This is a genomic window from Mesorhizobium sp. M0244 (assembly GCF_040321795.1).
GTDB lineage: Bacteria > Pseudomonadota > Alphaproteobacteria > Rhizobiales > Rhizobiaceae > Mesorhizobium.
Map to the genome: position 1 here is coordinate 185,842 of NZ_JAMYSE010000004.1, position 11,791 is coordinate 197,632.

The 11,791-nt window shown below is 63.1% G+C and carries 9 protein-coding genes; 5 read left to right on the plus strand and 4 right to left on the minus strand.

What is annotated here, in order from left to right:
- The first annotated feature begins 4 nt into the window (after positions 1-4).
- Complete coding sequence (locus NKJ08_RS05720; RefSeq protein ID WP_352781519.1) at positions 5-1,087, plus strand: trypsin-like serine peptidase; 1,083 nt, start codon at positions 5-7, stop codon at positions 1,085-1,087.
- Positions 1,088-1,241: 154 nt separating this feature from the next.
- Here the strand turns inward: NKJ08_RS05720 and NKJ08_RS05725 are convergent, their stop codons facing one another.
- The 3 genes from NKJ08_RS05725 to NKJ08_RS05735 form a co-directional block, all read right to left on the minus strand.
- Positions 1,242-1,946, minus strand: coding sequence for a DUF4760 domain-containing protein (locus NKJ08_RS05725; RefSeq protein WP_352781520.1), 705 nt, complete (start codon positions 1,944-1,946; stop codon positions 1,242-1,244).
- Positions 1,943-2,323 (minus strand): hypothetical protein, encoded by a 381-nt coding sequence (locus NKJ08_RS05730; protein ID WP_352525145.1) that lies wholly within the window; start codon positions 2,321-2,323, stop codon positions 1,943-1,945. Before NKJ08_RS05730 ends, NKJ08_RS05725 begins: the two co-directional genes overlap by 4 nt.
- A gap of 102 nt (positions 2,324-2,425) precedes the next feature.
- Positions 2,426-4,627 (minus strand): caspase family protein, encoded by a 2,202-nt coding sequence (locus NKJ08_RS05735; protein ID WP_352781521.1) that lies wholly within the window; start codon positions 4,625-4,627, stop codon positions 2,426-2,428.
- Between the two features lie 211 nt (positions 4,628-4,838).
- On the opposite strand from NKJ08_RS05735, the gene NKJ08_RS05740 reads away from it, so the two are divergent.
- A complete protein-coding gene (locus NKJ08_RS05740; protein ID WP_352525149.1) occupies positions 4,839-5,243 on the plus strand; it encodes a Fur family transcriptional regulator in 405 nt (134 codons plus the stop codon).
- 521 nt (positions 5,244-5,764) lie between these two features.
- Here NKJ08_RS05740 and polA read toward each other — a convergent pair.
- Entirely contained in the window at positions 5,765-8,719 is a 2,955-nt protein-coding gene (polA, locus tag NKJ08_RS05745) for a DNA polymerase I (protein ID WP_352781528.1), read from the minus strand.
- A gap of 447 nt (positions 8,720-9,166) precedes the next feature.
- On the opposite strand from polA, the gene NKJ08_RS05750 reads away from it, so the two are divergent.
- From NKJ08_RS05750 to NKJ08_RS05760, 3 genes are all read left to right on the plus strand, one after another.
- Positions 9,167-10,552 (plus strand): M20/M25/M40 family metallo-hydrolase, encoded by a 1,386-nt coding sequence (locus NKJ08_RS05750; protein ID WP_352525150.1) that lies wholly within the window; start codon positions 9,167-9,169, stop codon positions 10,550-10,552.
- Between the two features lie 103 nt (positions 10,553-10,655).
- Positions 10,656-11,276: a ribonuclease D gene (locus tag NKJ08_RS05755; RefSeq protein WP_352525151.1), complete on the plus strand. Its 621-nt coding sequence runs from the start codon at positions 10,656-10,658 to the stop codon at positions 11,274-11,276.
- A 43-nt stretch (positions 11,277-11,319) separates the two neighbouring features.
- Positions 11,320-11,571: a hypothetical protein gene (locus tag NKJ08_RS05760; protein ID WP_352525152.1), complete on the plus strand. Its 252-nt coding sequence runs from the start codon at positions 11,320-11,322 to the stop codon at positions 11,569-11,571.
- Positions 11,572-11,791 lie beyond the last annotated feature (220 nt).

Genomic DNA, 11,791 nt, shown 5'->3' on the forward strand with positions numbered 1-11,791 from the left:
CACCATGACAAAACTGACACATAGCATTATTGCGTCCGCGTTGCTTTCCACCGCAATGTGGGCGGTTCCTGCGTTAGCTGCCGATCCAGGTTCCGCCAATGCCGGCAACGGCGAAAGCATGCGGGACGTGACATCGGGCGATTACAAGCCCGGCCGGGCGAAGCCGATCGCTCCGCTGAAACTGACCGACGACGAGGCCAACCGCGCCGCGCCGCTCGCCGACGAAGCAACGGCGGTCAAATCCTATGGCATCGTCGGCCGTTCCGCCGATGGCAAGGACATCAAGATCGACCCGAACGAAACGCTGAAGGACCTTGTCATCAAGGAAATGAACGCGCCCGCCGAGGGGCAGAAGTCCGACAATTCCGGGCTAAGCGGAGGCGAAGAGGCCGGCCGCCAGGTGTTCGGGGCGGACGACCGCGAGCAGATCAAGAATACCAAAACCTACCCGTTCACCGCGATCGGCTACCTCGAAGGCAAATCGAAGAGCGGCAGCTATGGCAGCTGCTCGGCGACGCTGATCGGTCCGCGCACGGTACTCACCGCGGCGCACTGCCTCTACAGTCACGAAGACAAGGCCTGGCTCGACGATATCCTGTTCGTGCCGGCTCTCAACGGGAAGACAGCCGACGACGCACCGTTCGGCGCCTTCACTTATGAAAGCGCCTATATCGTCCAGGGCTTCATCGACAATTATCAGGGCTTTTACGGCTCGGTCGTGCCGTGGGATCTCGGCATCGTCACCCTGAAGCAGGATGTCGGCACCAATCTCGGCTGGCTGGGCTATGCCAATTATGTGGATCTCGGCGATTTCACTGCCAACATCATCGGCTATCCCGGCGACAAGCCGATGGGCACGATGTGGAAGGCGACCTGCGAAGTGCACGCCGAAAACATCGCCACCGAGTATTTCCAGTACGACTGCGACACTTATCCAGGATCGAGCGGCAGCTCGGTCTATGCCTATGACAATGGCTCCAAGCAGCGCGTCATCACCGGCGTGAACGTGGCCGAGAGCCCGGATGCGAATACCGCCGTGCGTCTGAACGCCATTAACGTCCTGTGGATCAACAGCCTGTACAAATAGGCCAGCAGAATTTCCGCCGCGTGATCGTCGGGGCGGGCTATTTATTTTAGCCGCATTTCTGCGACGCCAACTGTGATTACACTTGGCTGCAAAATGCTCCAAACCAAAGCCGGCGGCGGAGCATTTCCGTCGCCGGCTTTCGCATTTTCGGGGATTATCTGGACTGGGCCGAGGGTGGCGCCTGGCGGACATAGTTCTCGATCGGCAGGGCGAAAGTCGGCGAACCGGCCTTGCGCTCCTTGTCGATATAGCCGGCAAAATAGCTCCAGAAGGAAGCGGCATAGTCGCGGAAATAAGAGTCGGCGACCTCACGCGAGCACAGCCCGCCTTCGACGCAGAAGGAAAGGCGGTTGAGGAAATAGACGACGCGGTCGAAATTGTCGCTGAACTCGGCAAGCGGCATGTCGCCGCCAGTTGCGCTCATCGCCTCGATACCAATGCGTTGCCTGAACACCTGTTCCTCGGTCGGCGTCGGATTGGCGCTGAGCAGATTGCCGTATTTGGCATTGAGTGCTGCAAGGCGTTGCTTGAGGGCCCGTTGCGCCTGCTGGTAGTCCTTGCTTTCCCAGAGCTCGACCAGCGACATCGTCTGCTCGACGCGCTTCTGCTCCTGGTTTGCCAGGAACTGGTAGACCGAAAAGATCAAGGTGAAGATGATCGCCAGGCGTACAAGCAATCCGGACCAGGCATAGACGAGCATGCGCCAGTCGCGATCGGTGAACGGGTTCGCCTCCTTCTTGACCTCGTGATTGCTCACCCACGGCAGGCCTTCGACGGTTTCCGGCAGTGACACCGGTTTCTTTTCCGATGTCGGCGCTGACACTGCCTGCTGTGTTGCGATGCCCCCCGCTTTTGTCATCCGCAGCTGTCCAGTTCTATGGTGGCGGACGGGTCGAGCACGATACCCGGCGTCTCAAGCTTCTTCTTCAGGCAATCCAGCTGCGCGCGCGAAACGATGAACTGCACGTCAGGCTCCACCTGCGCCTTGCCCGGCGACGGCAATGGCTCGACCACGCCGCGCGAGGCGCAGCTGCTGAGATCGACCACGACGGCGGTGTTGCCGGTTTTGGCGATCTGGTCATACTGGTCGAGAAAGCAACTCGCCAACTCGGAGTTGATGACGACCTCCTTGGCGCAGAGGCCGCAGGCCTCGTCCGCCGAGGCATTGGCGGCCAGCAACAGCCCGGCGACAAAGCCGGCGGTTGTTGCGCGCCACGAAAATACGATCCTGTTCACGAACGCCCTCATCCGTTTCGTTCCGCCGCCGACAGCGGCGGTCGAAGAATGTTCATTGTCAGCCGCCTAGGCAAGAGGCCTGGCCGGGCGCTTGATGTCGCCTCAAGCGCGCGGCACCGTCTCCATCGGGAAGATCATCACGGCGCCCTTCGATGCCTTGTCGTCGGTAAGCCGCATGGCCGACCGCGTCGCCGGCGCCATGCCGATATCGGCCAGCATGTCGGAGAAGCTTGGCTGTCCCAGTCCGCGCGTTACCGAGACAACGCCCTCTTGCGCCAGGAAGCTCAGATCCTGCTTCTCGCTCTGCGGCGGCGCTTGGGTCAAGACGGCGATCATCCGCTCCATGCCGAAGCTGGTGTCGGTGAATTTGAACAGGCCTTCCTCGAGGACGGCTCCCTCGGTTAGGCGCTCGGCGAGAAAATGCTGGATGGAATAATCAGAGCCGACATAGAGCACGTTGATGTCAACCAGGTTCGCCGAGCTGTTCCTGGCCAAAACATGCACCTGATCATCGGGCGAAACACGCGGCACCGTCGACGGCTCGATCGGCTGCAGCGTGTCACTATCGAGGCGCTTGATCCGGAACTCGACGTCGACCTCTTCCGGCCGATAGTCCGAAGCGGCGGCCAGCCTCGACAGGCCGATGGCGCGAAAGATTTTCGTCAGGTTCTTGGCCGCGGCATCGACCAACTTTCCGTGGTCATCCGGATGAATGACGATCAGCGGCGGCTTGCTGCCGTCCTTGAGCGTCATGTCGCCCGAAGCCGGCAGAAACCACAGTGCCGGCGCGTCGGTGGCATCTTCTGCAGCGCCGGCGACGGCATTCTCGCGCAGCACGGCGAGACGCAGATCGGCGCCCTTGCCCGGCTCGACCAGTGCGATATGGAAACCTGAGTTCTCCCTGGCCGCCAGTTCGTCGAGGACCGAACTGGCGAGCGCGGCCTCCGTCTCCAGGCCCTTGGTCGCCGCCGGCCGTGCGATCACGAGCTTGTAATCGACGGCGAGCTCGGCAAGCCGCGCATAGGCATTGGCGGGGATGTCGGCCAGCCTGAGCGCCGGCTTGCCGCCGAACTCGACCGGCTTGACGCGGCTTTCCAGATTCTTCGCCGATTGCACCTGGAGATAACCAAGCGCTTCGGACAGCGGCGACAGCGCCGAGGGCAATATTGCAAGCTTGCTGCCGGGGGTGAGGCGGTGCAGCAGTCCGGCGCCGATCGTGGCGTTATCGTCCTTGACGACGACCGGCCACTGCATGACCGCGTCGGTCTTGTCGGTGCCGAACACGCGTGCGTCGAGTTCTCCCTCGAATAGCGGCGTTGGCCGGTTGCGGCCGTCCGCCGAATACTGCTGCAGCACCGCCTGGCCGAGCTGGCGGTAGGTGATGTTGGGGTTCTCGGCCAATTTCGACAGGATGGTGAAGGTGAACAGGCCGAATCGAGGCGCATCGGCCGTGCCCTTGGGCAGTGGCATCTCAGGTGTCGTCTCCACCGTCTGCGCCGCGTAGAAGGCGACCAACTTACCCTTGGTGGTCGGCTCGGCGCCGGTCGGCGTCAGCTTGAAGGCCGGCTTGCGCTGGCCGTCCCCGTCAAAGCCGCGCGACGTGGCGGACGCAATCTCGTCATAGGCTTTCACCGCAGCCGCCCTGGCAGCGTCGTCGCCGCCGACCAGATCGGCGAACTCGACCTTGCGTTCCAGCTCGTCGTCGACCTCGGCCGCGCGCGTCGCCGTGCCGGAATGGCAGCAGTCGAACACGGCCCAGATAAAGGCGCCCTTGTCGCGGATGGCGTCGAGCGCGGTGCCGATCTCGTTGTCGACCAGCGCATTGGGCACGCCCTTTTCGCGGTTGACCCATTTGTCGATGTCGGACGGCAAGAAAATCTCGTCGAGGCCGTCGGTCTCGTCGCCCTTGTTCGCCGCGGGCTGCTGCGCACCATGGCCGGACAAATGCAGGTAGACGAAATCGGCGCGCTGGACTTTGGCGGCAAGGTCGGCGAGTGCCGCCTTGATCGCCGCATGTGTCGGCGGTCCGTTGGCGCCCTCGACATCCTTGGCGAGCAGCGTGACGTTTTCGGCTGAGAACTTCACCGGCGCGGGCGTGTTCTTCAGAAGGAAATCGCGCACCAGGCCGGCATCGTTCTTCGGTCCGATCAGCCAGTTCTTCCGCGGCAGGTTCGGATAATCGGTGCAAGCAACGAGCAGCGCGTGGTAGGTGCGCGCCGCTGCGAATGCCCGGAACGGAAGCAAGCCGGCGGCCGCCAGCGCGGACGTGCCGGCAAGCAGCGTCCGCCGAGTCAATTTGATCATGATTGCTTCCCCAAGCCCGATCGAATTTCCAAGCACGGCCAGCCTGGCCGAGGATTTTGTCAGTATTTTGAATATCGCGCCGCTGCCCGGCCGACCACCGGCCGCGAATAGAAACAGTAGCAAAAAAGGCGGTTCGTCGCTATCTGGATGGAAGAGGCCTGATTGCATGCCCAACAGCGGCCATCGGCACGGAACGGCTTGGAACGGGATCATGGCGGCAAGGGATGTACTGACGAAGAACCAGCTTTGCGTGCTCGAGAAACTCGAGGCTGCCAGCGGGCCGCTCAGCGCCTATACGTTGCTCGACCAGCTGCGCGAGCGCGGTTTCCGCGCCCCGCTGCAGGTCTACCGGGCGTTAGACACGCTGGTGAAGTCCGGCTTCGTGCACAGGCTCGAAAGCCTCAATTCCTTCGTCGCCTGTGCCGAGCCGCACGACCATAGCCATTCGATGACAGCGTTTGCCATCTGCGATGCCTGCGGCCAGGTGACCGAGTTCTCCGACCACGATGTCGGCCACCGGCTCGACGAATGGGTGCGCTCGACCGGCTTCGCCGCCAAAAAGGCGGTGATCGAGTTTCGTGGGACTTGTGCGAAGTGTTTGGCCGAAGCGGCTTGAGGCCGGAGCCTCAGAGACAAGGCAAGGGAGCCTTTTACGTCTTGTCGGGTGACGCTAGAGTGTATCCTCATCTACGAAAGTGCCGTGGTCGGCCTCCGCGAGTCCTGCTCTGACGGCGCTGCGCTCCGATTCGGACGTGGCATATAGACCGGTTCGGCGGGCCTTGATGAGGCGGGCATAGTCGGCAAGCTCCTCCTGGTCTTCGCGAGGCCAAGCTTCCGCATGCTTTACCAGATTCTGGAGTGTCTTGGTGATCATGGGGGCTTTGTATCACACTGGGGACGGGTTTGGATTTTCACTTTGCGCCCATTCCAGCCGTTTGCGCTGCCCCTCACCCTCACCCTCTCCCCGTGAAGGACGGGGAGAGGGGGTCGCCAGCGTTGGTGCCGGCTTCCTTCTCCCCGTCATTTACGGGGAGAAGTGCCCGGCAGGGCGATGAGGGGCGGCGCCGAGGACTGTCAGTTGGTGCTGTTGTGAAAATGCAGAAGCCGCCATTCGCAGGGCGGCTCAGCGGCCCCGCCTCAATGTGCCTCTTCCCAGTTGTTGGCGGCGCGGGCGTCGACGTGCAGCGGCACCGACATCGATACCGCCGGCATGGCGGCGTTCTCCATGACATGGCAGACGACGGGGATCGTCGCCTCGACCTCGGCTTCGGCCGTCTCGAAAACCAGCTCGTCATGCACCTGCAGCAGCATGCGGGCGGAAAGCTTCGCCTTTTCCAGCGCCTCGTCCATACGGATCATGGCGCGGCGGATGATGTCGGCGGCGGTGCCCTGCAGGCGTGCATTGATCGAGGCGCGCTCGTTGAACGCGCGGACCGAGGGATTTGACGAGCGTATCTCCGGATAGTGGATGCGGCGGCCAAAAATGGTTTCGACGAAGCCGTGCTCGCGGGCATAGGCCTTGGTCGCGTCGATATAGTCGCGGATGCCGGGGAAGCGCTCGAAATATTTCTTGATGTAGTCGCCGGCTTCCTCGCGCGCGATCGACAGCTGGTTGGCGAGGCCAAAGGCCGAAATGCCGTAGATGATGCCGAAATTGATCGCCTTGGCACGGCGGCGCACTTCGGAAGGCATGCCCTCGACCGGCACGTTGAACATTTCCGAGGCGGTGATGGCGTGGATGTCGGCGCCGTCGGCGAAGGCCTGCTTGAGCTGCGGGATTTCGGCGACATGGGCGAGCACGCGCAATTCGATCTGGCTGTAGTCGGCGGAAACCAGCTTGTTGCCCTTGTCGGCGATGAAGGCCGTCCTGATCTTTCGGCCCTCGACGGTGCGCACCGGAATATTCTGCAGATTGGGGTCCGAGGACGACAGCCGGCCGGTTGTCGTCGCGGCAAGCGCGTAGGAGGTGTGGACGCGCCCGGTGTCGGGATGGATGAAGCCGGGCAGCGCATCGGTATAGGTCGATTTCAGCTTGGTCAGCTGGCGCCAGTCGACGATCTTGCGCGGCAATTCGTGGCCTTCGGCGGCGAGGTCTTCGAGAAGCTGCGCCGAGGTCGACCATTGGCCGGTCTTGGTTTTAGAACCGCCGGGCAGGCCCATCCTGCCGAACAGGATGTCGCCGAGCTGTTTTGGCGAGCCGATGTTGATGCGCTCGCCGACCAGCTGATAGATCTCGTCCTCGAGCCGCGCGGCACCCTGTGCCAGTTCGCCGGAGAGCCGCGACAGGATCTGCCGGTCGACGGAGATGCCGCGCTGTTCCATCCTCGCCAATACCGGCACCAGCGGCCGTTCTAGCCGTTCATAGACCGAGACAAGGCCCTTGGCGGCAAGCCGTGGCTTCAGCACCTGCCAGAGCCTGAGCGCGACGTCGGCGTGCTCGGCGCCGTAGGCGGTCGCCTTGCCGAGGTCGGCCTGATCGAGGCCGACGAAGCTTCTTCCCGAACCGGCGAGTTCCTTCAGCGGAATGGTCGAGTGGCCGAGCCATTTATCGGCCAGCGCCTCCAGCCCATGGCCACCATGGGTGCCGGCCTCGAGCACGTAGGAGATCAGCATAGTGTCGTCATAGGGGCCGATCTCGATGCCGTGACGGCTCATGACGACAAGGCGGTATTTCATGTCGTGCACGATCTTGAGGACGGATTTGTCCTCGAGCAGCGGCTTCAGCAACGCCAGCGCGTCGCGGATCGGGATCTGGTTTTCGACCGCGCCGCCGCCGAGCAGGTCGCCGTTGCCGTTCTTGTGGGCAAGCGGCACATAGGCGGCGTGGCCGGGCGCGACGGCCATGGCAAGGCCGATCAGTTCGGCCCGCATCGGATCGGGTGAGGAGGCCTTAACGTCGAAGGCGACGATGCCGGTCTCCATCGCCTCGGCGATCCAGGCCTTCAGCGTCGCGGCGTCGCGGATGCAGGCATAGGCGCCGGTGTCGATCTTACGGGCGGTGGCAGCCTCCAGGCGAAGCGCCGAAAGCAGAGATGGGGTGTCGCCTTGCGTGGCTTCGGCCGGGGCTTCGGACGCCGCTTCGTCCGACTTGACGCCCGGTGCGCTCTCGGCGGCCGCGGGCACGCCAAAACCCATGTCGGGGCCATGCGCGGTATCGGCACGCTCTATCGTGACGGCAGTGGCCGCAACGTCGCCTGCGTCGGTTCCGGTCGCTTCGGCGACGCGGCGGGTCAGCGTCGAGAATTCCATGGTCTTGAGAAAGCCGATCAGCCTGGGACCGTCCGGCGCGTGCAACACGAACTCGTCGAGCCCCTCGGTCACCGGCACGTCATTCTTCAGCGTCACCAGATCACGCGAAATGCGCGCCTTGTCGGCGTTGGCGATGATCGATTCGCGCCGCTTGTCCTGCTTGATCTCGCCGGCGCGGGCGAGCAGCGTGTCGAGGTCGCCGAACTGTTCGAGCAATTGCGCCGCCGTCTTCGGCCCGATGCCGGGCACGCCCGGCACATTGTCGACCGAATCGCCGGTCAGCGCCTGCAGGTCGATCATTTTCTCCGGCGGCACGCCCCATTTCTCGATCACCTCGGGAACGCCGATCTGACGGTCCTTCATCGGGTCGTACATGGCGACCGAAGGGCCAACCAGTTGCATCAGATCCTTGTCGGAAGAGATGATGGTGGTATCGGCGCCGGCTTCACAGGCAAGCCGGCAATAGGTGGCGATCAGGTCGTCGGCCTCGTAGCCTTCCGTCTCGATACAGGGCAGGTTGAAGGCCCTGGTCGCCTGGCGAATCAGGCCGAATTGCGGGATCAAATCTTCCGGCGGCGCCGAGCGGTTGGCCTTGTATTCAGGGTAGAGGTGGTTGCGAAAGGTTTTCGACGAATAGTCGAAGATCACGGCGAAATGCGTCGGCACGATGCCGACATCGGTGTTGCGGGCGTCCTGCGTCAGTTTCCAGACCATGTTGCAGAAGCCGAGCACGGCACTGGTCGGCAGCCCGTCGGACTTGCGGGTCAGCGGCGGGAGCGCGTGATAGGCCCGGAAGATGTAGCCGGAGCCGTCGATAAGGAAGAGATGATCGCCTTTTTTCATGGCACGAGGGATAGCGCGGCGCAGCGCCGCGGTCCATGCCAAACGCGGCTTCAGGCAAGGGTTCCGGCAACACCCTGACAGAGCTGGCCCATGAGGGCTTGGTTCAGAGCCTGGTTCAGAGCTTTGTTCGCTCACGCCTATGTTACGAAAGTGTAATTTTTGTGCCCTTGAATCGCCATGTTCGGAGACACAAATAAATGGCATCGGCAGTTTTCGCCGAAGTCCGGAGCAAGGCCCGTCCCCCGCCTATCCCGGACACTTGCGGCAGCCTATCCCCCCTCTCCGGGCTGCCGCATCGTTTCGAGTAAGGCCGCCGTGGTTCCCCCTCCACCACGGCGGCATTTTTTTGCCTTTCGACAGGATCCTACCTTGTGGCCTAACGGTCGCGGGCTTTCCGTTTCGCCGTATGGGCTCTAGATTCGCCGCCAGAATCGAAAGGCCCGCCAGATGTCTGCAGTTTCCCCGGTACTCGACCGCCTCGACAAGAATTTCGACCAGAGCCTCGAACGCCTGTTCGGCCTGCTCGGCATCAAGTCGATCTCCACCGATCCGGACTACGCGGCCGACTGCCGCAAGGCCGCCGAATGGCTGGTCGCCGAGCTCAAGCTGATCGGCTTCGACGCCAGCGTGCGCGACACGCCTGGCCATCCGATGGTGGTCGCGCATCACGACGGGCCGGCGGGCGCGCCGCATTTGCTGTTTTACGGCCATTACGACGTGCAGCCGGTCGATCCGATCGAACTGTGGGAAAGCGACCCGTTCGCGCCAGCGGTCAAGGAGATCGAGCCCGGCCACAAGGTGATCACCGGCCGCGGCGCGGCCGACGACAAGGGTCAGCTGATGACCTTCGTCGAGGCCTGCCGCGCATGGAAGCAGGTGCATGGCGGATTGCCGTGCCGCATCACGATCCTGTTCGAGGGCGAGGAGGAGTCCGGGTCGCCGTCACTGAAGCCGTTTCTCGAAGCGAATGCGGACGAGCTCAGGGCCGATTTCGCGCTGGTCTGCGACACCGGCATGTGGGACCGCGATACGCCGTCGATCTGCGTCTCGCTGCGCGGTCTGGTCGGCGAGGAGATCACGGTGACGGCCGCCGATCGCGACCTGCATTCCGGGCTCTATGGCGGCGCCGCCGCCAATCCGATCCGCATCCTGGCAAAAATCCTCGCCGACATCCACGACCAGGACGGTCACGTCACCATTCCGGGGTTCTATGACGGCGTCGAGGAAACGCCCTCGCAGATATTGCAGTCGTGGCTGTCGCTCGGCGAGACCGCCGAGACCTTCCTCGGCCCCATCGGCCTGTCGATCCCGTCCGGCGAAAAGGGCCGCTCGGTACTCGAGCTGACCTGGGCGCGGCCGACGGCCGAGTTCAACGGCATCATCGGCGGCTATACCGGCAAGGGCTTCAAGACGGTGATCGCGGCGCAAGCTTCGGCAAAAGTCTCCTTTCGCCTCGTCCACAAACAGGATCCGGAGAAGATCCGCGCCGCCTTCCAGGCGTTCGCCAGGGAACGTGTGCCGGCGGACTGCGCGGTCGAGTTCCACCCGCATGGCGCCTCGCCGGCAATCCAGCTTTCCTACGACTCGCCCTTTCTGGCCAAGGCCAAGCAGGCGCTCTCCGACGAATGGCCGAAGCCGGCCGTGGTGACCGGCAGCGGCGGCTCGATCCCTGTGGTCGGCGATTTCCAGACCTATCTCGGCATGGAATCGCTGCTGGTCGGTTTCGGCCTCGACGACGACCGCATCCACTCGCCGAATGAAAAGTACGAGATGAGTTCCTTCCACAAGGGCCAGCGCTCCTGGGCGCGCATTCTCGAGGCGCTGACACGCTGAAATTGCGCCATGATCAACTTTCTGTTGATTTTTCACCGGATCACGGCAAGGACGGGCATGGTCCGTCGCGCGTCTGTGCACGGGGCCGCGACCGGAGAAGACGATGAGCGACATCCGTTTCCACAAGAACGATCTGCCCGGCCTGCTGCATTACGATGTCGGGGCGGTCGCCATCGACACCGAGACGCTGGGGCTGAACCCGCACCGCGACCGGCTCTGCGTCGTACAGATCTCGCCGGGCGACGGCTCGGCCGACGTCATCCAGATCGCGCCCGGCCAGAAGAAGGCGCCGAACCTGGTCAGCCTGCTGCGCAACCGCAGCATCACCAAGCTCTTCCATTACGGCCGCTTCGACCTCGCCGTGCTCTACAACGCCTTCGGCGTCATGCCGGAACCGGTGTTCTGCACCAAGATCGCGTCGCGGCTGACGCGCACCTACACCGACCGGCATGGGCTGAAGGACATCTGCTTCGAGCTTCTCGGGGTCGGACTGTCGAAGGCGCAGCAATCGTCGGACTGGGCGGCCGAGACACTGTCGCCCGAGCAACTCGAATATGCCGCGTCCGACGTGCTCTATCTGCACCGGCTGCGCGACGTGCTGGGCGCGCGGCTGGCGCGCGACAACCGGACCAAGGAAGCCGATGCCTGCTTCCGCTTCCTGCCGACCCGTGCGAAACTCGACCTGATGGGCTGGGATGAAGAGGATATCTTCGCCCATAGCTGATGGCCTTCTGGCAATTTATCGCCGTCGGCCGGGAGGAACTGAAATGGCTGCCCGAAAATCAATCGAAACGGCGCCGAAGGACGGTTCCAAGGTCACCGTCTACTGGCAGGACAGCGACGGCGTCATGAACGAGAGCATCGCGCAATACCGTTCGCTCGACCGGCTGAAGGCGGCCGGCGGCGACTGGGACGAAAGCGATGCCGGCTGGTGGGCCTATACGGACGGCCATACGCAAAAGAAGATCGAGCCGATCAGCTGGCGGCCGGCCTCCGATGATCCGGACGCGGACGACTGAGGCCGGGTATGTCGCCGGCCGGCATCGCACGCTGAAGCGATTTATTCCTGGATGGCGTATTTTGTTCTTGCTTTGTGCCGGCAGCTATGCTACTAATTTCCGTATGGTTGCTCATTCGCGCCGACGACCCGCCGACCGAGGCGGGTTTTTTCATTTCGGCTTTAGCGCCGTCGCGGGCCGCATCCGGTTGAATACAGTTTGCTTCGATTTATCCCGACTT

Excerpts from the sequence above, each read along its gene's own strand:
- polA (WP_352781528.1), bottom strand. The coding sequence starts at position 8,719 with ATGAAAAAAGGCGATCATCTCTTCCTTATCGACGGCTCCGGCTACATC.
- NKJ08_RS05755 (WP_352525151.1), top strand. The coding sequence starts at position 10,656 with ATGAGCGACATCCGTTTCCACAAGAACGATCTGCCCGGCCTGCTGCAT.
- NKJ08_RS05750 (WP_352525150.1), top strand. The coding sequence starts at position 9,167 with ATGTCTGCAGTTTCCCCGGTACTCGACCGCCTCGACAAGAATTTCGAC.
- NKJ08_RS05760 (WP_352525152.1), top strand. The coding sequence starts at position 11,320 with ATGGCTGCCCGAAAATCAATCGAAACGGCGCCGAAGGACGGTTCCAAG.
- NKJ08_RS05735 (WP_352781521.1), bottom strand. The coding sequence starts at position 4,627 with ATGATCAAATTGACTCGGCGGACGCTGCTTGCCGGCACGTCCGCGCTG.
- NKJ08_RS05740 (WP_352525149.1), top strand. The coding sequence starts at position 4,839 with ATGGCGGCAAGGGATGTACTGACGAAGAACCAGCTTTGCGTGCTCGAG.
- NKJ08_RS05725 (WP_352781520.1), bottom strand. The coding sequence starts at position 1,946 with ATGACAAAAGCGGGGGGCATCGCAACACAGCAGGCAGTGTCAGCGCCG.
- NKJ08_RS05720 (WP_352781519.1), top strand. The coding sequence starts at position 5 with ATGACAAAACTGACACATAGCATTATTGCGTCCGCGTTGCTTTCCACC.